This is a genomic window from Hymenobacter tibetensis, assembly GCF_022827545.1.
Classification (GTDB): Bacteria; Bacteroidota; Bacteroidia; order Cytophagales; family Hymenobacteraceae; genus Hymenobacter; species Hymenobacter tibetensis.
Map to the genome: position 1 here is coordinate 20,107 of NZ_CP094671.1, position 24,650 is coordinate 44,756.

At 54.9% G+C, this 24,650-nt stretch carries 16 protein-coding genes; 7 read left to right on the plus strand and 9 right to left on the minus strand.

What is annotated here, in order from left to right; genetic code table 11:
- Positions 1-9: 9 nt before the first annotated feature.
- The gene (locus MTX78_RS23650) at positions 10-1,035 is read right to left on the minus strand and encodes a tyrosine-type recombinase/integrase (protein WP_243803220.1); all 1,026 of its coding nucleotides are present in this window, start codon (positions 1,033-1,035) and stop codon (positions 10-12) included.
- A 575-nt stretch (positions 1,036-1,610) separates the two neighbouring features.
- Complete coding sequence (locus MTX78_RS25515) at positions 1,611-1,739, minus strand: recombinase family protein (protein WP_394805621.1); 129 nt, start codon at positions 1,737-1,739, stop codon at positions 1,611-1,613.
- 92 nt (positions 1,740-1,831) lie between these two features.
- On the opposite strand from MTX78_RS25515, the gene MTX78_RS23655 reads away from it, so the two are divergent.
- Positions 1,832-2,167 (plus strand): DUF4138 domain-containing protein, encoded by a 336-nt coding sequence (locus tag MTX78_RS23655; RefSeq protein WP_243803222.1) that lies wholly within the window; start codon positions 1,832-1,834, stop codon positions 2,165-2,167.
- A gap of 682 nt (positions 2,168-2,849) precedes the next feature.
- Here the strand turns inward: MTX78_RS23655 and MTX78_RS23660 are convergent.
- Positions 2,850-3,683, minus strand: a complete 834-nt coding sequence (locus tag MTX78_RS23660; protein ID WP_243803224.1) for a ParA family protein — start codon at positions 3,681-3,683, stop codon at positions 2,850-2,852.
- 1,900 nt (positions 3,684-5,583) lie between these two features.
- Here MTX78_RS23660 and MTX78_RS23665 point away from each other — a divergent pair.
- A complete protein-coding gene (locus MTX78_RS23665) occupies positions 5,584-6,783 on the plus strand; it encodes a replication initiation protein (protein WP_243803226.1) in 1,200 nt (399 codons plus the stop codon).
- Positions 6,784-8,104: 1,321 nt separating this feature from the next.
- Here the strand turns inward: MTX78_RS23665 and MTX78_RS23670 are convergent.
- Positions 8,105-8,548, minus strand: coding sequence for a hypothetical protein (locus MTX78_RS23670; RefSeq protein ID WP_243803227.1), 444 nt, complete (start codon positions 8,546-8,548; stop codon positions 8,105-8,107).
- Positions 8,549-9,118: 570 nt separating this feature from the next.
- Between MTX78_RS23670 and MTX78_RS23675 the strand changes: the two genes are divergently transcribed.
- From MTX78_RS23675 to MTX78_RS23695, 5 genes are all read left to right on the plus strand, one after another.
- Positions 9,119-10,369 carry an ROK family transcriptional regulator gene (locus tag MTX78_RS23675; protein WP_243803229.1) on the plus strand — a complete coding sequence of 417 codons (1,251 nt, stop codon included), beginning with the start codon at positions 9,119-9,121 and terminating at the stop codon, positions 10,367-10,369.
- A gap of 112 nt (positions 10,370-10,481) precedes the next feature.
- Positions 10,482-12,425 carry a glucosamine-6-phosphate deaminase gene (gene nagB / locus MTX78_RS23680; protein WP_243803231.1) on the plus strand — a complete coding sequence of 648 codons (1,944 nt, stop codon included), beginning with the start codon at positions 10,482-10,484 and terminating at the stop codon, positions 12,423-12,425.
- Positions 12,426-12,550: 125 nt separating this feature from the next.
- The gene (locus MTX78_RS23685) at positions 12,551-13,435 is read left to right on the plus strand and encodes an ROK family protein (protein ID WP_243803233.1); all 885 of its coding nucleotides are present in this window, start codon (positions 12,551-12,553) and stop codon (positions 13,433-13,435) included.
- Positions 13,432-15,798 carry a glycoside hydrolase family 20 protein gene (locus tag MTX78_RS23690; protein WP_243803234.1) on the plus strand — a complete coding sequence of 789 codons (2,367 nt, stop codon included), beginning with the start codon at positions 13,432-13,434 and terminating at the stop codon, positions 15,796-15,798. Before MTX78_RS23685 ends, MTX78_RS23690 begins: the two co-directional genes overlap by 4 nt.
- Before the next feature lie 36 nt (positions 15,799-15,834).
- The gene (locus MTX78_RS23695) at positions 15,835-17,133 is read left to right on the plus strand and encodes a sugar MFS transporter (protein ID WP_243803236.1); all 1,299 of its coding nucleotides are present in this window, start codon (positions 15,835-15,837) and stop codon (positions 17,131-17,133) included.
- Positions 17,134-17,346: 213 nt separating this feature from the next.
- Here MTX78_RS23695 and MTX78_RS23700 read toward each other — a convergent pair whose 3' ends face one another.
- From MTX78_RS23700 to MTX78_RS23720, 5 genes are all read right to left on the minus strand, one after another.
- Entirely contained in the window at positions 17,347-18,627 is a 1,281-nt protein-coding gene (locus MTX78_RS23700; protein WP_243803238.1) for an MFS transporter, read from the minus strand.
- A gap of 6 nt (positions 18,628-18,633) precedes the next feature.
- On the minus strand, positions 18,634-20,655 hold the full coding sequence (locus MTX78_RS23705; RefSeq protein WP_243803240.1) for a family 20 glycosylhydrolase: 2,022 nt from the start codon (positions 20,653-20,655) through the stop codon (positions 18,634-18,636).
- On the minus strand, positions 20,652-22,235 hold the full coding sequence (locus MTX78_RS23710; protein ID WP_243803242.1) for a sialate O-acetylesterase: 1,584 nt from the start codon (positions 22,233-22,235) through the stop codon (positions 20,652-20,654). Before MTX78_RS23710 ends, MTX78_RS23705 begins: the two co-directional genes overlap by 4 nt.
- Positions 22,236-22,428: 193 nt before the next feature.
- Positions 22,429-23,574, minus strand: coding sequence for a Kelch repeat-containing protein (locus MTX78_RS23715; RefSeq protein WP_243803244.1), 1,146 nt, complete (start codon positions 23,572-23,574; stop codon positions 22,429-22,431).
- Complete coding sequence (locus tag MTX78_RS23720; protein WP_243803246.1) at positions 23,562-24,515, minus strand: dihydrodipicolinate synthase family protein; 954 nt, start codon at positions 24,513-24,515, stop codon at positions 23,562-23,564. The genes MTX78_RS23715 and MTX78_RS23720 overlap by 13 nt, the downstream gene beginning before the upstream one ends.
- Positions 24,516-24,650: the final 135 nt, after the last annotated feature.

Genomic DNA, 24,650 nt, shown 5'->3' on the forward strand with positions numbered 1-24,650 from the left:
GTATATAGCTTACTGTGGGTTAGTAATAGCGGTCTGCGTAAGAACCCGAGCCAGTCCGACCATGAGTTGCTCCGGCATGTGCTGCCGATAGTGCTTGGTACTTTCTTCATTGCCATGCCCAGCGTGCCGGGTCACTCTCGTTGAACTATAGCCTTGATCGGCGAAATGGTTGATTGACAGTCGTCGGAGGGTATGGGGCGTAAAACGCAGCAGATCCGCTCGTGCAGCTACCCGGTCAACCACTTTTCGCCACGTAGCATCAGAAATCGGTTGGCCTCGATTCTGAGTCGATTCCGATACAAAAAGCACTTCGCTACCGTGACCGGAGGCTTGGGGACGGGTAGCTAAATAGTGGTCCAACAAAGCGCGCGTACTAGATGAGAACTGGGAACAGCGTCGGTCGTTCTTCATTTTCGTGTTTAGGGCTCGCAACGTGATTGTAGTTCCCACTATATCAGCAACGTGCAGGGTACAGAGTTCATTTTTTCGCAAGGCACATTCATAGCTTAGCGCCACCATCAGATTATTGCGTAAGGACTCTTCTTTCATGCCGGTCATGAAGCGGTGCCACTCCTCCTGCCTAGGAAGCCATGGCAATTTCTTTTCCACTCGAACTACTCCCCGGCGCGGATTGCCGTGGCGATTACGGGGAGCTTGTTCGTGCTGAGCAAATGGAACGGTGTCACGTATACCCGCCTCCAGCAAATAGCGATAATACATCTGCAACGCGGTCCAGTATTTTCGCCGCGTTGCGCTAGCTAATCCTGTTCGGTGAACGACGACCCCTTTAACAACTTTACTAACAGGACGCTTCTTAAGGTCCGCTAAATAGGCTAGCAAGTCGGCTTGAGCTGCCGTGACATAGTTGATTTTATGGGGCGCACAAAATCGGAGGTAGTCCTGTACCGCATAGGCATAGGCTTCAATCGTACTTGCGCATCGGTCACAAGTAAAGGTTTTTCTCAGCCAGTATCGGATGGTAGAATGAGCGGCCAGAGCGCTAGTGAGTTGAGGGGGGAGAGTTATCTCAAGCATTAGGAGAAGTGAAGTGGTGAGTACTAAACTTCTGCAAAAGTATGCAAGTTCTTATATGAATACTTCAATAAATTTAGCAAAAAAATACTTCATTGTAATTTAACTATTCCAATCACGCCACTAACTTTAATGGCATTTTTTAGCTTTTTTAAATGACACAACTTGTATTTTTATAACTTTTTTAATATTGTAATTATAAGTCATATTAACAAAAAAGTTATATAAAATAAAATAGTGTAGTTGTCTGATTCTTTGATCATTTTTGATACACAGTGCACAGAACTCTATATTCTGTGCACTGTCAATAAATCATTGATAAACAAAATGTTATGTTATTAAATTATACAAAAACGCTTTTATTATAACTTATCCAATAAATAGTATTTATAACGCGGTTGCGCTGAAGGAATAGTTATATATAAAATTGCTTTTTTGCACCTTATATTACCTCTCCTTTTTGATACCTAACCGCACGTCACATTCTGCTGTAAAACAGGATTCTGGACTTCACATTCTGCCTATTATTGCCACCACCTATGTGGAGTATTTTCTCTGGTGCTTAAAGAAGATTCTTTTTACGCAGTAGGACGGTGTAACAGGCGTTGCACTGACATCTTAAAGAAGGCTTGACCACGGCGGGTGCGGAAGCCGGCCTCATTAAGTTCCGTGGCAATCTGCTGTAGCGAGAGTCCTTGTCGATGCAGGACAAGGCTAACCGACTGGCCTGTCGGTTCTGCGAATTATCGATGGCATTGGTTTAGCGCACCTGCAAGCTCTTAGCGATGGCTGGGTGGAAATGCGCTTGTTCGCCGACGTTCAACGTGAAGGCCGCCTGATCCCGCGCAACGGCTTTTTGATTGCTTTGGTGCCGAAAGGCCTGTACACTACGGACGATCTGTTCCGCTTGCCCATTTACCTTTATAACAAGTCCAACAGCAGTTACGACGTGGACTTCATTGAATTCTACATTCGTGACAAGAAGCTGACTACATGCACGGCACTGCAGCAATCAGAGGTAGCGCCCTTGTTTGTCTACAATGCGGGTCAGACCGTGATTCCTGGGCCGGGCGGCCTGGAGCAGGTGTACATGCTGCACAAGTTCACCATCCCCGATGACAAAAACCGGTGGTGAAAATGTTCGAGCGCGGCGGTGGCCGTCATCTTACCTTCCCCGTGACAAACGAGGGTATTCTGAAGGTCCGCAAACTTAAACGTTAAGCTACTGGCGTCGCGGTGCCACACGTGGGGCGATGATCAGGCCAGGGTACAGCTTGGTGCTGTACCCTGGCCTGTTTTATATTGTCGCCTACCTATTACTGAGTAACTACGTTTCATGCGAAGTAAAGCCGGACTTAGCTAGAAATTCAGGCCCTTCCCGGTCGAACCGTTCGTGGTCTGCTCCTCCCCTACCCTATGCTGCTACTAGCCTTTTCTACGAAGCTGTTCCGGTAGTTCCGGGCTTCTTTTAAAGAAGTCTGTTAAGATGAAGTCTATCAACACTTGCTTGGTCACGTGCCGGGGCGCAGTATCCAGCATATCAGCCAGCTTATCTAAGTTCTCGGGCGATATTCGGATTGCCCGCGGGACCATAAGTGGTTTGGGATCTTTTGTTTTCCCAGCCGCCTTTTGCTCGGCGGCTGGCGCAGCTATTGCTGCCGGAGGTGGTATCTGCGGGGCGGATTCCTGCTCGTTCGTTTCCTGATCACTATCTATTGGAGGAAAAAAGACCCGGGCAGGAGCCGAACGGGGGGCAACTGGGGCCAGCGATTGTTTGCGAGGGGAGAGCTTATTATCCGATGCCATTGTAGAAAAGATTAGTTGAGGACTTCCAGTAGTTTAGTGGTCAGGTCGCGATAGTCCCTGCCAACCCGGGTGTCGAGCCCAGTCTCGGAAATGATGCGCCCTTTGGACTGGGCATCTTCTATTGTCTTGTCGACTCGGACGTTACCCAGCATGTAGTCGGATCCATACGAAGAACTTACGTACTCTTCAATGCGGCTTACGGCCAGCTTTTCGGCGTTGCTGGCAATTCTGGGGTTGTACGTCATGATGCCGACGCCTAGGAACTGCAGGCCTGGATTAAGCTGATCCCGTACTCCTTCTGCCGCCTCACAGACATTTTTGATTCCGTCGAAGCTAAAGGTGGCCGGCTTGGAAGGCACAAAGAATCCATCAGCAGCCACCAGGGCAACATAAGTATACGTTGACATTTGGGGGGGGCAGTCCAGCAAAATGAAGTCGTAGTGCGGCCGTACCGGGCGCAAGGCCTTGCGCAGTAGGTTGGGCATATCTGGTTTTTTTCGAAGCGCGCTTTCGTACGTGTCCATCAAATAAGAAGCCGGCACGAAATGCAGCGTGTACTCACTGGGCTGTTCTATACTGGGAGTATACGCCAGAATAGCTTCCTGCATGGATGCGGACCCCGCTAGTACATCCCCCGTATGCAAGGCAATCTCAAACTCCGTGTTGGGGTCTATGAGATGCTTGGTCAGGTTGGCTTGTGGATCAAGATCGACAAGCAGAACCTTGTACCCCATATCCGCGAGCTGAGCGCCGACTGCAACTGTCGTCGTTGTTTTGCAAACGCCTCCTTTGTTGTTGGTGATGGCAATCACGCGACAAGAGCGTTCCTGAGTGGTTGTTGGCATAATGATAAGGGTTGCGCAGAACGTGTGCTTTAGGCGTTGCAATATATCATAATCTACTACAAGCAATACAATCGCTACTCCAATTACAGTTGATACTCGTGCTACCAATACTACTTTTAGTACGTCCACTACTTGTGCTATAACTACTACTCAGTAGTATAATAAATACAAACGATACGAACTATACAGTTACTACAACTACTACTTTGTAGTGTAGTAGTTACAGCTACTACAGTATATGCGTATACTACAGTTGCTACAACCACTACATTTGTATCAAGTGATACAACTACTACAGTTATTACATACACTACTGCTACTACACTAATTACAAATGCTACAAAAAGCTACAAATCAATTGTAATACTCTATCTATAAGTAAGTTATAGCTTTTATCTTCTAGTACTGTTATCACCGTTGAAGTAAAATGCCCTCCTGGACAGGGGTAACACGATGCGCATATTGCCAAGGATATCATGCCGCAGGAGGATAGGTGGGGCGGCTAAGGCGCTACTATATAGGTGGCTTCCACCGTTGCGCTTCGCTCATTAAACTTGTATTCCTGCACTTGCTTACCTGCCAGAAGCTTGAAACAAGTGGAAATCGCGCCAGGGTGGCAAAGTGTACCCTCACGCGGAAGGGAGGAACAAGTAGCTTCACTACTTACATCGTGCCCGGCAAGTCAAGGCGTAACGGGAGGCCACTTGTTAGCCGGGGTTTCGGGGATTGAACTCAGTTGTGTGAGGCACACAGGAACGGAGGCGTTGGCCTACACTGCTGTGAAGAAGTTGTCAACGATTCAGGCTGGCCAGTAGGACAGCAGGCCCCCAATGGCTGGCAAAAACTCCACACGTGGTAGGTTGCCAAGCCTAGACAGGGGAGGAGCCACACTGCTACGTGTGGCTGAAGTAGGGCCTAGCTTCCACGCTCGGATCGCCAGCTACCAAGTCGGGTAGTGCGCAACCCTTGTCACCAACAACCAACCGAGCCTTTTGCTGCCTACCCATTGTGCTCGCTCGTCTTGCGGGCGTAAAGGAGATACACGCGGCTGGCGGGTTCCCTTGGCTGCTGGCTGCTGCCCAACCAGCCTAGTACCAAATGAGTTGCCGCTGGTTTGCTCTTAGAAGTCTTACTCCGTCATTACTGCATCTATTACAAAAACCACGACAACCGACGCGCGAATTATTGCCACCAGCTCCGAGAACCTGCGTGTAGCAACTGACAAGGTAGTTCGTCGTGGTTTTTGTAATAGATAGTTCGTCCAACCAGACCAAAGAGGGGAGGGGAGGGGGCTGGCTCGTGGTTTTTGTAATAGATACATCCTGCAAACCCTCCCGGCAACACGCTTCATCTATTACAAAAACCACGAGCGCGCCGCGCCGCAATGAAACCTACCTCTTGATCGCACTATAGTCCTTACACATGTTGGGTAAATTCTATATCCCCTCTCGTTATATAATTCCCTTAAAAAAAGCGACCTCTTTTCCCCTTTAAATAGGTTGTTCCTTTCTTTATAAGGTTTATAAGGTTTACGGGTGCTATAACAAGTTGTTTAGCAACGACTTATATGGGTCATCTATTACAAGAACCACGACGATCTATTACAGAAACCACGACAATCTATTACAAAAACCACGAGCCATGTATTACAAGAACCACGACAATCTATTACAAGAACCACGACGATCTATTACAGAAACCACGTGATCTATTACAAAAACCACGACCAAGCGTGCAAACGGGGTAGGCTGGGAGCCACATGGTGGTTGGCAGCTATTACCAAAGCACGAAATAAACGCTCGAGGTACACTGGTGCGACGAGTTGTTTCTATTACAAAAAACCTGGGTTGTAATAGATGGGATTCTTTTGCATCTTTCGCTTCCTGTTTAGCGCGTGATAATGCAAACTGTTCTCTTCGATGCCATCCCTCCCGAGGAACCCAATAGTAAAATTGTTGTCCAGCACAACGCGCTGGTAAACGCGCGTTTTGATTTAAGCACGGTAGAGATGCGGCTGTTTATGGCTATGCTCTCGCGCATCGGCCGCGACGACAACGAGTTCCGGGAGATGTGTATTCCCCTCACCGAGATTGTCGCCCTGTCAGGTAGGAGGCCGAGTAGCAAAGATTACCAGCAGGTAGCGGGGATGTGTGACCAACTGGTAAGCCGCATTCTGCATATCGAGCGGCCAACTCTTTCGCAGCGAAAAGAGCGGCGCACCATGGCCCCTGACTTCGATAAAATCCCCTTGATGGCGTATGCCAAGTACAGAGGAGAGGAGGGAGCACTGCGTGTGCGGTTCAACGATGAAGTAATGCCTTATCTGCTGCAACTGCAGCGAAACTTCACCAAGGCGCAGGTGGTGCAGCTGTTGAAGCTGAAAAGTCCGCATTCCTACCGCATCTACTGGCTGCTAAAAGAATATTCCACGTTTGGCAACCGGGTAATGGGTGTGGACGAGCTAAAAGGGTTGTTGAATTTGGATGGGCAGTACAAGCAGTTTCCCCTGTTTCGGCTGCGGGTACTGGATCGGGCGCAGGAAGAACTGAGCCGAACTGACTTGCCTTTTGAATATGAATTAATCCGCCAGGGCAAGAGTGTAGCGCAGATTCGGTTTCTTTTCAAGCAGATTCCATTATCCACCGAGGCCGTGTTGCCCCCGCTTAGCGGCTGGCAGGAAGTGTTATACCAAGTGGGCTTAGCGCCCAGCAGTTTGGCTACTATCCTGGAACTGGTAGAGCAAGGAAAGATAGTGCCGGACTACGTCTTGTTCGTTGTAAAGGCGCAACGTGAAAAGCACCGCCTTGGTAAGGTGAAGAGTTTAGCTGGCTCGGTATTCACAGCAATCACTAAACGTCATCTGGTAGCAGAATATCAGCAGCTGCAGGAGCGTCGGCAGCAGCGACCGGGAGTGGTTGAGAAAGGTAATGATCCTATCCGTTTTCGGTTGGAGGAGTTGCAGCCTGTATATCAAACCCTGGTAGAAAAGAAAAAAACAGCCGATGCCACATTCGAAGAGCATGTACAGCGAGTGTACTTAGATCAAGGCTTCACCCTGATAGAAAATGCCGAGGGGCAACAATGGGTAGTAAAGCAATAATGGTGTACAGTATCTTGTTTCGTTAACAACGATTGACATTAGGCTCCGATAGAGGCTAGTTTTTTACTATAGTAAGCATGAGCAAATCGGGTATAACTTAAACCTGCAGTAAAAGGGGATAAGAGTACAAAATTCAGGAGATACAAAAAACAAGAAATAGTATAAAAACAAGGAATAACACGACTTCTATGGGTCAAAATGGTATTTAAACGCAATTGCGGGCAAAGAATTTGTACTAAAACATACTGCTTGAAGAGTATGCCTATTGCTGGTTCGTACTCCAGGTAGAGTAGGAGGGAGGGGCATTTGGCCTTAATTCCAACAGCAAGGTGTTGGGCCCAGCAGGCATGCGCGGATACCGACTTGCCCTTTAGCTACTGGGTGAATCGAGAACGAGGAGTCCCGGTCAGCATCACCTTCCGCTTCCAGTTAGCTACACCTGAAGACAAGAGTGCTACCAAAACACCCCCCGAGCCGGAGGTGGACTTACCGGAGGCAGCATTATTGCTTGCCCCGACAAGTAAAAAGTAAAAACTACATCCTATCTCCGACCCAATAAAACGCCAAATTTGCCCGTTCAAGTAAGGCGCCAAGATGGGTTGCTCTCCCGCAGTTGAGTTCTCGCTTTAACTAGTGAATACTAGTATATTCGGAAACGAATTGGCAATGAGGCCGATCACAGCCGGAAGCATGGTAGATGATTCTACACTCTTGATTTTAGGCGCAACTTCAGCCTTAACCGTCTACCAGGACTCAAATAACCAGTGGCTGTATGCGAACTGGCACGGAATACATGAGGTCGATACCGCAGCCCAAAGTGCTCAATTGCTGATAGATTGCGTTAAAGCGTATCCTTACCGAAAACTTCTGAATAACACACAGCAAGTTACGAGCGGGTGGGATGGACGCGAACAGTGGGCGGGTGAAACGCTCTTTTCTTCCTTAGCGCAACTGGGAGTCTGTTACATTGCTTGCGTTTACTCCAAGCAATGGCTAGCGCGCTATTCGCTGGATAGAACACTAGAGTATGCAACGCAGCCCTTCATTGTTTCCTTCGAGGACTTAGCCACGGCCTGCAACTGGTTGCAACAGATTCGGTAGCTTGCTGCAAGTAACGGACCCGCGTATCAACGAATTGGTGGAGTATACGCACTCGCCCCATCAAATCGAATGGTACTCGTCACCCCAGCACTTCGATGGAAACTGTTCTACAGGTAGTGCTATTAGCCTCAAAAGTGGCTACTTTCTGCCCGGCGGATAGGTACGCAACGGCTCCCACGCGCCGGCTCTTTACGGTTGCCGTTGCCGTAGTGCTAAAGGACTATCTATACTGCAGCGTGCGCTGGTGAGCTAGCCAAGGTAGGGCTTGGTTCTCCTGCGTGAACCACCCTAGGCGAACGCCATGCACCGACGCATCGACCACTTGCGCGTAGCCTTGCTGACTTATTCCTGTCCAGACAAAGAGGGGCACTAGAAACGCAATACAGGGCTGGCCCTGCAACTCAGCCTGAACCCGGGGGAAGTACTCCTCTCGCATCCATTCATGCAACTCTTGAGGCTGAGCCTGCTGATGCGAGCGGCCATCCAGCAGCCAGTATGGGCAGCCGTAGTAAAGGGCCGTAGCCAGCAATACTTCGCACGTCTCGGTGATTTCCTCGGCGTTCAGCGGTCGCACCCCCTCGCCCCGCAGTAAGGGTGGCCTATCGTCGTAGGATATAGCATAGTATGGCAACGGAGCAGGCAGTGAATTTTCTGGATGGCTCATCAAGGCAGTGGGATATAGTTTTGGGGTCTGGGAGGCGTACTTTCCTCTTTCGCGTTCGTTTGCTACCTAGTTCCCGCTGGCCTACCAATAAGGAAGATGGGCCCCAGTTAAAATAGAAATGTGCGATCGGTAGAGCTACTGAATGGGGTACAGCTACGAAGCCGTCGGAGTTTGCTTGCCTTCATGTCTTGCTTTATCTGCTACATGACTTGTCGCACTTGACAATCAGTTTCTATTACCAGGGATTCCAAGGCAGACGGGTTGAGGGTAGCTAACCAATTTCCCATTTGCATAAGTACATATACCAGTGTCTATACATGTAGCTGCACGGGGCTGAGTTGGATTTGACAAGCTGTTTTTAGTGTTTCTACATACTTCGTACTCCGACAACTCTGTGAAGACAAGTACTACTAGTGCCCATGAAAAAGGGAGATTACTTGGTAAGTGAATCCATACTTACTCACTTACCAGCCAAACGTATCCATCAAATCTTTTATGAAAAATTTATAAAAGTTTTTTGTCTTAGCAAAATAACTTCTATAAGTTGCAAACTATTAAGCCCAACCAGTGATGGATTCTTTGTTAGCCTTAGAGGCAACGCATGTAGCTCGCCTCAGCAATAGTGAGCGCAAGAAGCATGTGTTCAAGCTAATGATAGTCAAACACTTGTATATAAAAGGCGCTAAAACCAACGCGGATATTTGCACCCGGTTCAACATTAGTTCGCCTACGTCCACTGCCCTTCTCAACGAATTGGCAACCGAAGGCTTGGTGGAAAAGCAGGGTCGGGGTAAATCGCTAGGGGGGCGCAAGCCGGACCTCTATGGTCTTTGCGACCGTTCGTTGTTTGTCTTGAGCATACAGATAGAGCAGTACAAAACCCGATTGGCTCTGTTTGACAATAATAACAGAGTTGTTGAGCAAGCACAGATTATTGCTATTGAACTGACAGAAGACTTGGGAACCCTAAATCAAATATGCCAGCATGCCAACGAACTGGTGCGGAACTCAGGAATTGATACCAAAAAGTTGGTTGGCATAGGCATTAGTATGCCGGGGTTGATTTCTTCGAAAGATGGGATCAACCACACGTATCTGCGCACCACAAAAGAGACAGAATCGCTGCAGCAGCTCTTCGAACGCAGATTCAACAAGCCAGTGTTCATTGGAAACGACGCCAAAAGTGCCACCTTGGCAGAATACCGCTTCGGCCTGGCGCATGGGCGGCGTGACGTGCTGGTGCTTTCCATGGACTGGGGCATGGGGATGGGAATAATACTGGACGGCAAGCTTCGGAGTGGTACTTCAGGATTTGCTGGCGAGTTCGGTCATATTCCGCTGGTGGAAGGCGGCGTGCTGTGTTACTGTGGCAAGCGGGGTTGCTTGGAAACAGCGGCCTCCGGCAGTGCTATTGTACGCCTAGCAAAAAAAGGAATACAGGACGGTCACAGCACCCAGCTTAGCCAGCTAACAGGGCCGGAAATCCAACAGTTGCAGTTGGAACAGGTCGTTAACGCAGCCACCGCGGGGGATCAATTTGCCATCAATATCCTGGCGGAAGTTGGCACCACCCTAGGCAAAGGCATTGCCATTCTGATTCAACTCTTCAACCCCGAGCTACTTATTCTGGGGGGTGAAGTTGCTGAAGCCAAGCAGTTTTTACTGCCCGCTATTCAGCAATCCATCAACACGTATTGCATGACCCAACTCCGGGAAAAAACCAGCATTGTGGTATCCGAACTCGGCAGCAACGCCGTGATTCTGGGCTCGGTGGCCACCGTAATGGAAAACATTTTCGAAAGCTACCTAGAGCCCGCATAATCCCGCATACTCCCGCTTTTTGCCGCCAGGCGCCGCTTCCGTTCGGCTGCCCTCTTCACTACGCCCTACCTCAAACGCTATAAACCCTTTTAAAACTCCCTAGCCCTTTCTGATGCCGAACGCCGTGCTCCCCTTCAAGACCCGATTGAATCTTCTGGAAGAAACTCGATTCGAGAAGCTTCCCGTATCCGTCTATCCTACCAAGGAGGTGGCCTCCGTACAGGTGGCCGAGCGGATAGCCAACCTAATCAGACGCAAGCAACGCGCCGGGCAACAGGCTGTGCTTGGTTTAGCTACTGGCGCTACGCCGGTGGGCGTGTACGAGGAACTGGTGCGCCTACACCGCGAAGAGGGGTTGAGCTTCCGCAATGTGGTGACCTTCAACCTGGACGAGTACTTCCCGATGCCGCCCACGGCGCCGCAGAGTTACGTGACGTTCATGAACGAAAACCTGTTCGACCACATCGACATCAAGCGGGAGAACATCCACATTCCGGATGGCACGCTGGCGGCGGAGGAGGTGGCGGCGTTCTGCCTCAACTACGAGCAGCAGATCGAGGAATACGGCGGGCTAGATTTGCAAGTACTGGGCATTGGGCGGACGGGCCACGTGGGCTTCAACGAACCCGGCTCGGCGCCCAACTGCGGCACGCGCTTGGTCACGCTCGACGACCTCACCCGCCGCGACGCCGCGCGCGACTTCGGCGGCAAGGAGAACGTGCCCACCAAGGCCATTACGATGGGCATCGGTACCATTTTCAAGGCCCGCGAGATTATTCTGATGGCGTGGAGCGGCAAGAAAGCGTCCATCATCAAAAAGGCCGTGGAAGGCGAAGTATCGGGTGAGGTACCCGCTACCTACTTGCAGCTGGCGGAGAACGTGGAATTTGTGCTAGACGAAGATGCGGCTTCCGAGCTGACGCGCTTCGATACGCCGTGGCTCGTGAAAGACTGCGTATGGAGTGATCGGCTAATTAAGAAGGCCGTTATCTGGCTTTCCAACAAGCTGGGTAAGGCTATTTTACAGCTTACTGAAGAAGATTATAATAACAACGGCATGGCGCAGCTGGCTACCGAGCGTGGGCCGGCCTACAACATCAACATTCACATTTTCAATAAGATCCAGCACACCATTACGGGCTGGCCGGGCGGTAAGCCGGGCGCCGACGACTCGCAGCGGCCGGAACGGGCCCTGCCCGAGAAAAAGCGCACCCTGATTTTCTCGCCCCACCCCGACGACGACGTTATTTCGATGGGCGGCACGTTCATTCGCCTCATCGACCAGGGCCACGACGTGCACGTGGCCTACCAAACCTCGGGTAACACGGCCGTGTGGGATGATGACGTGCTGCGCTACATGGAGTTTGCCGTTGACTTCGAGGGCAGCCTCGGCAAAGACACCAGCCAGCTCCAGGGGATTTACGAGGACATGCGCCGCTTCATTCAGCAGAAGCAGCCCAACCAGACCGACACCCAGGAAAACCGAAACGTGAAGAGCTTCATTCGCAAGAGTGAAGCCATTGCCGGCGCGCGCTACGCTGGCTTGCCCGACCATCATATTCATTTCCAGGCGCTGCCCTTCTACGAATCGGGTAAGACCACAAAGCACCCCGTAACCGACCGGGATATTGAGCTGACTATGCAGCTGCTGCAACAGGTGAAGCCGCAGCAGGTGTTTGTGGCCGGCGACTTTGCCGACCCGAACGGGACGCACATTGTATGCTTCAACATTGTGACGGAGGCGTTGCGCCGCTTGCAGCAAACCGAGGCCTGGGTGGCCGACTGCTGGGTGTGGATGTACCGCGGGGCCTGGCACGAGTTCAAGCCCTACGAAATTGAAATGGCCGTGCCGTTGTCGCCGCAGGAGGTGCTTCGCAAGCGCAACGCCATCTTCAAGCATCAGTCGCAGAAGGATATACCGGTGTTTCCTGGCGACGATTTGCGCGAGTTCTGGGTGCGGGCCGAGCAGCGTAATCGTGAAACGGCTCACCAATACGATAAGCTAGGACTAGCCAACTACGAGGCCATGGAAGCCTTCGTCCGGTGGCAATTTTAGGTAGGTCGGTTCAACAGCCAAAACACTCTTGGCTGTGGGACTTAGCCTAGCACTTCAGGCTTCTTATTCACCAGCAGGCGCCTTCGTTTTCCAAGGAAAATGGGGGAGCCCCGTGTCCTAATTGTATGACCAACAACACGTATATAGGAGTAGATATCGGCGGGACCAAGATACAGGTCGGCGTTGTGCGGGATGGGGAAGTTATTCAGGAAACACGCTTCAAAACCTGTGCTACTGCGCCCAAAGAACAGATTCTAGCCGAATTGGTGTACCACCTCGAAGCATTTGATAGCGCGGAAGTGGTAGGAATCGGTATCGGCGTGCCGGGCTTGGTAGACGAGAAAAAGGGCATCGTGCACAACGTGCAGAATATCCCTTCTTGGCAGCAAGTCCACTTAAAGCGGCACCTGGTCAGCCATTTCAACAAGCCAGTATATATCACCAACGATGCCAACGCCTTTGCCGTCGGCGAAAAAGTGTACGGGCAGGGCAAGCCCTTTACCAATCTGGTAGGTATTGCCCTCGGTACCGGGTTTGGCACGGGTATTATCATCAACCATGATGTGTACTCAGGCTCGTTTTCCAGCGCCGGCGAATTCGGGTGCGTGCCGTACCGCGACAAAACCATTGAAGACTACTGCAGCGGCAAATTCTTCCTGCAGCATACTGGCCGAACAGGTGAACAGTGGCACCAACTGGCCAATCTCGAGGACGTGGAAGCCCTACAGGTTTTCACTGAATTTGGCCGGCACTTGGGCAACGCCATCAAAACCATTCTGTTTGCCCTCTCTCCAGAAGCTATTTTCCTGGGCGGATCTGTTAGCAAATGCTTCGAGTATTTCCAGGGAGGCATGCAGGAGAGCGTACGGGAATTTCCCTTCGACATGCTGAGTCCACAACTGGTTATTGCGCCTTCCACCATCGATAACGCGGCCATTTTGGGTGCCGCCGCTCTGTGCAAAATGAAGCAAGAGCTTTTCCCTACTACTCACAACGTGCTTTCCCTATGAGCAAGAAAACTTTGGCGTCTTTTGCGGCGTCCCTAGGCCTGATCGGCAGTACGATGCTGGCCACGGGCCCAGCTTATAGCCAGCAACCTATTACCAGTCAGCAAACTATTGCCATCATCCCCCAGCCGGCGCGCCTAACCGCCGGCAGCGGCAGCTTTGCCATCACCGCCGGCACCAAGATTTACGTCGACGCCAAGAATGCGGAGCTGAATCGAATTGGCCAGACGCTGAGCCAGGAGATAAAGAAGGCCGCTGGCGTGCAGCCCCAGGTAGTGCCGGCCGTGCCCGGCAAGCGTGCAACCGGCGGGATTTACCTAACCCTGCTGGAGCCAGTGGATACCCTAGGAACCGAGGGCTACAAGCTCAGCGTGCAGCCGACGCAGGTGGTGCTGGCCGCCAGCAAGCCGCAGGGGGTGTTCATGGGGATGCAATCCATCCGGCAATTGCTGCCGACGCAAGGAGCCGGGGCCACGGCCAGCCTGCCCGCGGTGGAGATTGTAGACGAGCCGCGGTACGAGTGGCGGGGCATGCACCTGGACGTGTGCCGGCACTTCTTCTCCGTGGATTTTGTGAAGAAGTACATCGACTACCTGGCGATGCACAAGCTGAACACCTTTCACTGGCACCTGACGGATGACCAAGGCTGGCGCATTGAAATCAAGAAGTACCCCAAGCTGACAGAAATAGGTGCCTGGCGCGACGGTAGCCTGATTGGGCGCTATACCAACGCCAAAGCCGATTCGCAGTACGACAACATCCGCCACGGCGGCTTCTACACCCAGGAGCAGATTAAAGAGGTGGTGAAGTACGCGCAGGACCGCTACATCACGGTGGTGCCCGAAATTGAGATGCCCGGCCACGCCGTAGCGGCGCTGGCGGGCTATCCGGAGCTGTCGTGCACGGGCGGGCCGTTCAAAGTGGAGCGCACCTGGGGCGTATTCGACGATATTTTCTGCGCTGGCAACGAGCAGACGTTCACCTTCTTGCAAGACGTGCTGAGCGAGGTGATGCCCTTGTTCCCCAGCAAGATTATCCACATTGGGGGCGATGAGGCCCCGAAAACCCGCTGGAAAACCTGTCCCAAGTGCCAGGCGCGCATCAAAACCGAGCACCTCAAAGACGAGCACGAATTGCAGAGCTACTTCGTGCAGCGCATGGAGAAGTTTGTGAACTCCAAGGGCAAGACCATCATCGGCTGGGATGAGATTCTGGAGGGTGGCCTGGCGCCGAACGCAGCGGTGATGTCGTGGCGCGGCATGGAAGGCGGCATTGCGGCGGCCAAGCAAAAGCACAACGTTGTGATGACGCCCGGCTCGCACGTCTACATCGACTACGCGCAGGACGTGGCCAGCGTCGAGCCCTTGTCGATTGGTGGCTATTTGCCCCTTTCCAAGGTGTATTCCTTCGAGCCGACCCCCAAAGACCTGACGGCCGAAGAAAAGAAGTACATTATAGGCGGGCAGGCCAACCTCTGGACCGAATACATCGGCACGGAGAAGCACGTAGAGTACATGGTGTTTCCGCGGATGTCGGCGTTGGCCGAAGTGGTCTGGACGCCAGCCAGTGAGAAGAACTGGCCGAGCTTCAAGGAGCGGATGCAGACGCAGTACCAGCGCTACGAGGCCATGGGCGCCAACTACGCCAGAAGCGCCTTCACCGTGCGCCAGGAGCTGGCCATCGACACCGTTCAGCACGCGGCCATGGTTTCAATGCAATCGGATGCCACTGGCCCGCAACTGGTTTATACCCTGGATGGCTCAGAGCCAACCGCAGCCAGCCAAGTTTACACAGCACCGTTTGCCGTGCCGACTTCGGCCGTTATTAAAGCGGCTTCCTTTGAGAACGGCAAACGGGTGGGCCGAGTCACAACCACGGAGCTGACCACGCACAAAGCGTTTGCCTCGCCGCTCAAGCTCGCCAGCGCGCCCAATAAACGCTACCAAGGTAAAGGCGTCCTAACCCTGGTCGATGGCCAGAAAGGTTCTACCAGTTCCACGGATGGTCAATGGCTGGGTTTTTCGGGCACCGATCTGGTGGCGACCCTGGACCTGAACCAAGCAACGGAAATCAATACGGTGAAGAGCAGCTTTTTGCGAAACGAGGGTTCGGAGATTTTCCTGCCAACCAACGTGGAAATCGCCGTTTCCAAGGATGGCAAAAAGTTCAAGCCAGTGTATTCCAAGCCCGTTACGGCGGCGTCTGAAGGGAAAGGCCCGAACATCACCGAGGTGAAGGCGGACTTCAAGAAGACGAAAGCCCGGTTTGTTCGCATTACGGCCAAAATCGCGCCGCCCGCGCCGGCAAGCGCCGGCGCCAAGAAAGCCGGGGCGTGGCTGTTCGCCGACGAAATAGTGGTGCAGTAATGCCCGACATCCTAGTGCCACGTCAACTCCTGCGACATGACTAACCCAACCACCACGGCCCCCGTAGCGGCGCCCGCCGCCACGCAGCAACAAACCCGGTCAATTATCATCATCGGGGCGCTGTTCTTCATCTTCGGCTTCGTTACCTGGTCGAACTCGGTGTTGATTCCGTACCTGCGCATTGCGTGCGAGCTCAACAACTTCGAGTCGTATCTGGTCGCCTTTGCCTTCTACATCTCCTATTTGGTGATGGCCATTCCGTCGGTGTGGGTGCTGGAGCGCACGGGCTTCAAAAACGGCATGTCCATCGGCCTGCTGGTGATGGCCGTGGGGGCGCTGCTCTTTATTCCGGCGGCGATGACGCGCACCTACGAACTGTTTCTGTTGGGCCTGTTTGTGCAAGGCACCGGGCTGGCCGTGCTGCAAACGGCGGCCAACCCCTACATCACGATTCTGGGACCCCGGGAAAGTGCCGCCAAGCGCATCAGTATCATGGGTATCTGCAACAAGGTGGCCGGGGCCCTGGCTCCGATTGCGCTCGGTACTATTGCCTTGCGGGATGCCGACGGGCTTGTGCAGCGCCTCGCTACCATGGACGCGGCCGCCAAAGTGGCGGAACTGAATGAGCTGGCGGCCCGCGTTATACTGCCCTACCAGCTTATGCTGGGCGTATTGCTGCTGCTGGCTGTGCTTATCTACTTCTCTTCCCTGCCTGAAATCGATACCAATCAGGAGGACACCACGGCGGCGGATGCCACCACCAGCAAAACCAGTGTGTTTCAGTTTCCGCACCTGCTGCTTGGAGCGCTGGCTATGTTTGTTTACGTGGGCGTGGAAGTAATTGCCGGCGACACCATCATCAGTTACGCCGCCGCGCAGGGCATTGCCCTTTCTACGGCCAAGTTTTTTACCGCGTGCACCATGGCCGCCATGACGGTAGGCTACCTCATCGGGGTAGTGGCTATTCCGAAGTACATTTCCCAGGAGAAGGCCCTGCAAGTGTCGTCGGTGGCAGGAGTGCTCTTTGCAATAGGCGCGCTCTTCACCAGCGGCTACCTGTCGGTGCTATTCATCTCCCTGTTAGGGCTAGCGAATTCCCTTATCTTCCCCGCTATCTGGCCGCTGGCAATTACGGGCCTGGGCCGGTTCACGAAGATGGGTTCCTCCTTCCTCATCATGGCTATTTCGGGCGGCGCGGTGCTGCCGCTGCTCTACGGTCGGCTGGCTGACTACTCCACCGCCCAGCAAGCCTACTGGCTGCTGATTCCTTGCTACTTGTTTATCCTGTACTACGGTATAAGTGGGCACAAAGCCCGCCGAGAGTCTGCCCTCTAGCATTCCGCTTAACGCGGCGGTTACGGGCATTGCTCAATCAAACAACTAGTGAAAACACAACTGGCCTGACTATAGACTAACCTCTATGGTCAGGCCAGTTGTGTTTTCACAGGCAACTCCTCTCCGCCAGGCGTAACCTGCCGGCTGAATTACTTGGAGCTGCTCCGTTGGAAAAGAACCCTAGGATGCGCAAACCCGCACTTCGAATTTCGCCTATTCACGCTCAGTTGTAAAATCCACGGCTTTGGGTTTGAGGAAGGCTAGCTGGATGACAAGAGCGGCTAGCACAATACCGGCGAGCATAGCAAAATCGCTGCCTAAGTGGCCCGCATCCGTCGATTTGCCCAGCCAATTGGTGACAAAGGCGCCCGCGAATACGCCTGTCATGTTCATGAGGCCGTAGGCGGTAGCCCGGCTCTGGGCGGGCACAAACTGGCAGAGGATGGGCATGTTGTTGGCATCAAACATGCCGTAGCCAAAGCCAAAGCAAAGCGCGGCCCCGATAACGCTAAGCTGGGAATGACCGAAGCCAATCAGCATCAGGGAGGGGATGGTAAGTGAGAGTCCGATGGCGCTGGTGTAGATTCGGCCGCGCACGTTCTTTTGCACCCAACGGTCAGAGAGAATACCCCCGAAGATGACGCCCAGAAACGAGGAAATAGCAATGCTGATGGTGGACAGCGGCCCCGCACTGGCCATGTCGATGCGCAGGTTGGTGGCCAAAAGTGTTGGGAGCCAGTTCTTGGTGGCCCAGCCGGGCAAGCTCGGAATAGCGTAGTAAAACAGCATCACCCAGAACGAGACGTTGCCCAGCAACATCCCTAGCCCCCGCAGCACCGATGGCTTGGTGGTCGGGCCAAGGTATTCCGACGCCGCGCTGGCCGCCTTGTCTGGCTTCACTTCCCGCAGGAAAAAACTCAGGACAAAGGAGTAGGCCATACCCGCAATGCCAAACCAGTGAAATGCGGCGTGCCAAGAGTACGTGGCGGCTAGCGTCGCCCCAAACCCGCCCAAGGCCTGCCCCATGTAGAGCCCGGTCATGTGCACGCCAATGGCCAGCGACCGAGTTTTAGAGGAGTGAAAATCGGCAATCAGGGCAAGGGCGGCCGGAATGTACAAGGCTTCGCTAACGCCCATAATGGCCCGCAGCCAGTAGAGCTGGGAGAAGGTGGCGGCGTAGCCCATCGAGAACGTAACCCCCGACCACACAAACAAACTGCCCACAATCAGCCACTTCCGGCTGAAGCGGTCGGCGGCTAAACCGGATATGGGGCTCATCAGCCCGTAAATCCACAAAAAGATGGCCATCAGGCGGCCAAAGTTGGTGGCCGACTCCAACTCGCTGATGTCCACCTGCATAGAGGGCCGCATCGTGGCTAGCATTTGCCGGTCCATGTAGTTGAGCATCGCCACCACCCAAAGGAGTGCCACCACCACCCAAGGATAATAAGAAGTAACGGGCCTAGTAGGCGCTTGGGAAGTGGTGATAGGCATAGAGTTCTAGGGTACTAATGGGAGAGGGGAGTAGTGCTCGGGCGCAAAGATCAACTCATCGGCGGCTTCCCACTGGCCGGCCTGCTGCCGGACCAACGCGCACGTGAACATCCATTTCACCAGCCGGTACTCGGGGGTGCTGAATGCCCCGACGGGCAGCTTAATGAGTACTTGGTTCCAGCCTTTGTTGAGCCACACGGGCGTGGGCTCCCGCGCCTCGTAGGGCTCATCACGGTAGGGCTGCTCCAACCCCGTTGGTAGTAAACCGGCCTGCTGCCAGCTTGGGGGCGGCACCAGCACCCCGTTAAGCCACAGGCGGCTGCCTTTGTAATCCCAGGCGCCGGCCGGGGGCGAGGCATCTTTCTCCGAGCGGCCGTAATTGTGAAAGTTGGCCCAGAGTCCTACCTGTTGCCGTTTGGGAGAATACACGGCGGTGTACGCGTAGGCCGTATGGTTGGGCTGCGCGTTTTCGACGTAGGCCCGCACGACCCCCGGGCCCCAGGTATGGCGCAGATACACCGTGGCGCCGGTGGCGGCAACTCCCGGGAAATCCAGCTTGCCTTGTTCGGGCGGAAACGAAGCCGTCAAATCGCCGTTGTTTGGGAAAGGCGCCAGAATCCGCCATTGCTGGTGGCTCTGGCGAACGTAGGGAAACAATTGAGCGCTGAAATAGCGCCGTTTGTGGGTTAGCAGCCGCTGCTCGAACTCCTCGAAGGCGGCCGGGTTGGTTAGTACTACCCCGGCTTGGGTTTCGGGCTGCCCGCCCCCGCGCCAGGCCCGCTCAGCTAGCGTAAGCAACGCCGGGTAGAGGCCATTGAGCAACTCCAACTGCCCCGTGTTACTGGGGCGCCGGTCGTTCCAGATGGCGGCAATGGCCCCGAGGTGCCGCGGCGTGGCCGCGGGCACGTCGCCCAGATTGCGCTGAAACAGGCTGATAAGGTCGGCTTGGGTGGCGAAGTGGTTTAGGTACAGGTTGCGCGACTCGATAATCCGCATGGAAGGCAGCGGGGGCTTGGAGCTCATCCACAACTGCCGAATGGTGGTGCTGTCCAGCGTTCCTCCCGGATACCACCCTAGTACCTGCTTGCCGCTCGCCTGCACCACGGCCGCCATGGCCGGCAGGAAGGAAGGGTCACGAATGGTCACCTCATCGGAGCCCAGGTGTACGTAGGGCCCCTCAAACAGCGCGCACACTTCCCGCAGCACTTGTTTCACGGTTTTCTTGCCTTGTTCCGACTGCATATCAAAGCCTATGGCGCGCTTGAAGGCGGCACTGTGCCCCGGCATGTCGATTTCGGGAATAACCTGAATGTGCCGCGCCCGGCAAAACGCCAGCAGCTCGCGCACCTGCGCTTTGGAGTAGAACTTGCCCGGGTCGCGCAGCATCGAGGATGCTGCCGTCAGTTGAGGCAGACTATCAAGGGCCAGTCGCCAGGCGAGGTCTTCGGTTAGGTGCCAGTGAAAGGTGTTAAGCTTGTAGCGCGAGAGCACCGCCAGATGCCGATAGAGCGTATCCAGCGGAATAAAACTGCGGCCGGTATCATGCAGCAAGCCCCGGATGGGGAAGGCCGGATAATCCGTGATGCGGCACCCCGCAAAAGAGAGGGTTGGCCGCGTCTGCAGCAGCTGCTGTAACGTGCGGTACCCCCAAAAAAGACCTTGCTCGGTGGCGGCGGTAAGTTGAATCCCTCGTTTGGAAACGGTGAGCGAATAGCCTTCGGGCTGCTGGTGAAATTGGCCGGCCGGTTCCAGCGCCAGTTGAATCACCGAACTACTCGGCTCGTTGTTCGCTGGTGTTCGCTCGGCCTGGGCGCCCTGCTGCCGCACAAACGCCACTATGGAATCAGCAAGCGCAGTAGTGGTTTCCGCGGTGGTGCTCACTTGAATACGGCCCCGCAGCGCAAACGCTTCGGTAGTCCAGCAGAGTTGGCGCGGGGCTGGAATCAGGGCCGGGGGGGCTGCTAGGGTCGGGGTAAGCCCCAACAGCAGCGAGAACAGCCAGCTTAGTTGAAGCAAGCGGCAGCTCATGGCAGTGGCAGGCGGAAAGTGGTTAACGGAAGGGCGTCGCTGTTGACGACGTTGGCTGTGGTGAAGGGCTGCCACCCGTAGTACAGGTACTGCCCCTTGCTAACTCCCGTCAGTATCACCTGCTTGCCTTGCAGCTGCGCCGATAAGTCGGCCTGAGGGCCCGTCGCGTCACCTACCGCGAAGCCCCGCACCACCTGCCCATCGGCGGTGCGCAGACCGGCGCCTGCATGGGCCATTTGCAACACCCAGCCGTCTTTGTGGCGCCGGACCCGGCCGGGTAGGGGAGCTACCAGCAGGGATTTGCAGTAGGTTTGAGTGAGCATAACGCGGGCCAGCCGCTCGCCTACCACTTTCTTATTGGTAGGGTGCACGTCCCAAGGATGCCCCACGTCGCTGGTGACGGCCATGCCCACGTGGGGTAAAGTAGCCGCTAGCCGCCGCTGCCCGTCCCGGAACAAGGGCCAGTTCTCGGATTTATAGCCTTTTTCGGTGCCAATGGAGGAAAGCTGGCAGGTGTAGACCGGCAAATCGGGGCGCCGCCAGGCGGCCCGCCACCCGGCTACGAGCTGCGGAAAAAGCTGCTCGTGCTGCTCAACCCGCGCCAGGCTCAACGCGTTGCTTTCGCCCTGGTACCACAAGATACCCGTTAAACCTAGTTGCAGCAGGGGCTGCATGGCCGCTTCGTAGAGAAAGCCGGGCTTGAAAGGATGGTTGTAGCCCAGTGAATCGCGCGGCACCGCCGCTCCTTGCCGCAGCAGCGAATCCAGGTTCTCGTGGCCGCGCTGAATGCACCAGGGTTCCAGTGCCGGATTAATAAACCAGTTGCCAGCGAAAATGGCCTTCGCGACTGGCGGCTGCGGTGCGGGTAGGGGGCGCAGCCAGGCTTCGGCGGGCGAGCCGCCAATCGCCACGTGAATCAGCCCGATGGGGATGCCCGTTTGCTGCTGCACCAGTTGCCCGGCGTAATAGCCTACCGCCGAAAAGGCACGCGCCGATACCGAATCGGCTTTTTGCCAGCGGGCCGCGCGGTAAAACTTGGCGGGAGTTAGCCGGTCGAGCTCGGTTAATTTATAGGGGTCTTTGTACGTCGACAGGGTCGGGAGCTGGTTGAACAGCCGCAGCAACGGGTTGTGGACTTGGGGCAAGATTTGCTTGGCAAACTGGTCGCTGACCAAAGGAAAGGCCATGTTCGACTGCCCGGCGCAGAGCCACACGTCCCCGAGCAGCACGTCCTGCAAAACGATACGCTCCGCCCGGCTTTCCACTTGCATTGAACTCGGCGTAGTAGATGCGGGACGGGCAGTTAGGCCAATAGTCCAGGTGGAATCAAGCTGGATGGTAGCCGTGCGCTGCTCGGAGTGAAACGTAGCTCGTACCTGCGCGCCCGGCACGCCCTTGCCCCAAAGGGTGATGGGTTGATTGCGCTGAATCACCATGCCCGACTGCCACACCTCCGCCAGTTTAAGGGTTGATGCCGCCTGTTGAGCCAACGCCGGCAGACAGAACAGCCACCCGAGCAGAGACCATCCCAGCCGCTGCCAGGCTTTATGCGTGATTGATAGGCACTGTTTGTTGGGCATAATTAACTGTGAAAACCAGGATGAAAAAACAGAGCACGGCCCCTAGGAGCCCTGCTGTCGGGAGAATTGGCTATCGGCTTCCGATGGTGCAGATGCCTAGGAGGCGGCGCATCCAGCGCCACGAGGGCCCTAGGGCATAAGCCTAGAGGAGGTGCTGCCGTAGCGGCACTTGGCCCCCACGACAGCACCTCCTCTAGGAAGACTTGCCAACCGTAATCTGCCAACTACCCGGCGTGCGGATGCCCGGCGAAACTTCCCCCGAGGGAATAATCAGGTGTTGGCCCCAGCGCACCGTTGGCGTGGTAACTGGGGTTGCGAAAGGCAGTTTTCCTACTTCAACCCAGGACTTGGTATCGGTCCGAAACTCCCAGACTTCGCGCCGGAAGCCCGGATGGATGGACTGTAAATCATTGCGCTTCCGAACGAGGGCCGCTTTTTCGGGGCCGTCGGGTAACTGGCCTAGCTGCCGGTTTAGCGCCTCTATCTGTTGTAGTCGCACCCCATCGTCGCCCCCGAAAATCAGCAGCGAACTGGCCCCATCCGCAATGCTGCTGTGCGCGGCCAATGGAACCGGCAGGGCGGGCAGAGCGGCCCACGTATCCTGTTGCGGCTGGTACAGATAAGCGTCCTGAAACATCGTCGTGGTGCCCTTACTCGTTTCGCGCCCTCCCAGTACATAGAGGGCGCTGCCCTGCGCGACCAGGGTGGAAAAGGCCCGGGCCGGTCCCGGCAAATCAGCTCGTTTATGCCAGCCGGCCGCTGGGTTCTGGAGGTCAAGCACGAACAAGCTTTTCTCGGTTCCGTGGTTGGATTCGCCCCCGAACACGTACAGCACCTGGTCGAGAACTGCCGCCGCCTGATTGGCTAGTGCCAGCGGCAACGACGGCAAGGCCCCCGTTTGCACCTGCTTGGCTGCCGCATCCCAGCGTAGCGTGAACACCTCGGCATGGCGCTGCGCGACATCGTTGCCGCCGATGCAGATAAGCTGCTCGTTCCATACCACCGATGCGCCGTAGGCTAGTGGCTTGGCTAGCGCGCCGGCGGGAAGCCACTGAAACTGCCGGCCGTTTTCGAGCAAGGCATACACCGTAGTCTGCCAGACTTTCGTGCCGTTTTGCCACGGATAGCCGTTCGGGAAATTAGCGCCGCCGGCCAGCAGCAGCGCGCCGTTGCTCACGCCCGCAAATGCCCCCGCCACCCCCGGATTCGCTTGGGCCTGCTGCCCCGGCAGGTCCGGGAGGGGGTGGTAGCGAAAGCGAGCGGGCTTGTCCCAGGGCAGCTTAACCGCCCCCATGCCCAGCATTCCGCCTAGGCCTAGTAAAAAGGTCAGCCGGTCCATTCTTCTTTACAAGTTGGGCTGGGCATGTGGGAAGCATGCTTGAAAAAGTTGATTTCTTGCAAATCCGTCAGAAATTCCTGGTAGCGGGCGTCGCTCATGTTGACGACTGGCAGCCGAAACGCACCGCAGTCGAGCCCCAGCGCCCGCATGTAGGCTTTGCCCGTGGCGATACCGCCGTATTTAACCAGCAGCTTCACAATGGCAATGGACTGGTCTTGCATGGCCTGCGCGCGCGGCAGGTCGCCGGCGTCGAAAGCAGCCATCAGCTCGTGGTACACCGGGGCCGCGTAGTTGAAGGTACTCCCCACCGCTCCCCGGGCACCCATGGCCATGGCCGCCAGGAAAATCTCGTCCCAGCCCCAGAGGATGTCGTATTTGCCGTCGCTGAACAGCAGGCAGCGCCGAAAATCCATCAGGTCGTTGTGGGTGTATTTAATGCCCCGAAAGTTGGGTAGCCGCCCGTCGATGCAGCCCAGAAAATCTATCATCGACAAGTTAACCCCCGTCAGCGCGGGAATATGGTAGAAATACAGCCCGAGGGTGGGCACGGCCTCCCCAATCCCGATGCAGAATTGTGCCAGCTGCTCTACCCCCGCGGGCTTGAAATAATACGGCGCCAAAACCGCTACCGCGTTAAATCCCTGCCGTTCGGCTTCCTGGGCCACCAAAATACTTTCCGTTAGGGAAGTGCTGCCCACGAGCATGATGCGCTGCAGACCAGGCTCCTGAACTTGCCCCCAGGCTTGCACCAGCGCCATTTTTTCGGGTAACGACAAGGAGACGCCTTCCCCGGTAGAGCCGCCTATAAAGGCGCCTTTGATGCCGTTCTGGGCTAACAGTCGGCCGTATTCGGGGACCAGGCTCAGGTTTAGATCGCCGTTGGGGTGCATGGGCGTGAACGGCGCGGCCACCAGCCCTTCTATTTTTAAAATCTGGGTCATGTTATTGCGTTAGCAGAAGGGTTTCGAGGAAACCCTGTTAATAAATCTATTGCCTGGTTTTCGGGCGGAAAGCAATGAAAAAGCCCTTGGCGCCGAGGCCACAAACTATCCTCAGCGTCATCACCACGCCCCGCG

Excerpts from the sequence above, each read along its gene's own strand:
- MTX78_RS23670 (WP_243803227.1), bottom strand. The coding sequence starts at position 8,548 with ATGAGCCATCCAGAAAATTCACTGCCTGCTCCGTTGCCATACTATGCT.
- MTX78_RS23700 (WP_243803238.1), bottom strand. The coding sequence starts at position 18,627 with ATGCCTATCACCACTTCCCAAGCGCCTACTAGGCCCGTTACTTCTTAT.
- MTX78_RS23655 (WP_243803222.1), top strand. The coding sequence starts at position 1,832 with ATGCGCTTGTTCGCCGACGTTCAACGTGAAGGCCGCCTGATCCCGCGC.
- MTX78_RS23690 (WP_243803234.1), top strand. The coding sequence starts at position 13,432 with ATGAGCAAGAAAACTTTGGCGTCTTTTGCGGCGTCCCTAGGCCTGATC.
- MTX78_RS23685 (WP_243803233.1), top strand. The coding sequence starts at position 12,551 with ATGACCAACAACACGTATATAGGAGTAGATATCGGCGGGACCAAGATA.
- MTX78_RS23675 (WP_243803229.1), top strand. The coding sequence starts at position 9,119 with ATGGATTCTTTGTTAGCCTTAGAGGCAACGCATGTAGCTCGCCTCAGC.
- MTX78_RS23705 (WP_243803240.1), bottom strand. The coding sequence starts at position 20,655 with ATGAGCTGCCGCTTGCTTCAACTAAGCTGGCTGTTCTCGCTGCTGTTG.
- MTX78_RS23650 (WP_243803220.1), bottom strand. The coding sequence starts at position 1,035 with ATGCTTGAGATAACTCTCCCCCCTCAACTCACTAGCGCTCTGGCCGCT.
- MTX78_RS23710 (WP_243803242.1), bottom strand. The coding sequence starts at position 22,235 with ATGCCCAACAAACAGTGCCTATCAATCACGCATAAAGCCTGGCAGCGG.
- MTX78_RS23665 (WP_243803226.1), top strand. The coding sequence starts at position 5,584 with ATGCAAACTGTTCTCTTCGATGCCATCCCTCCCGAGGAACCCAATAGT.
- nagB (WP_243803231.1), top strand. The coding sequence starts at position 10,482 with ATGCCGAACGCCGTGCTCCCCTTCAAGACCCGATTGAATCTTCTGGAA.
- MTX78_RS23660 (WP_243803224.1), bottom strand. The coding sequence starts at position 3,683 with ATGCCAACAACCACTCAGGAACGCTCTTGTCGCGTGATTGCCATCACC.
- MTX78_RS23695 (WP_243803236.1), top strand. The coding sequence starts at position 15,835 with ATGACTAACCCAACCACCACGGCCCCCGTAGCGGCGCCCGCCGCCACG.
- MTX78_RS23720 (WP_243803246.1), bottom strand. The coding sequence starts at position 24,515 with ATGACCCAGATTTTAAAAATAGAAGGGCTGGTGGCCGCGCCGTTCACG.
- MTX78_RS23715 (WP_243803244.1), bottom strand. The coding sequence starts at position 23,574 with ATGGACCGGCTGACCTTTTTACTAGGCCTAGGCGGAATGCTGGGCATG.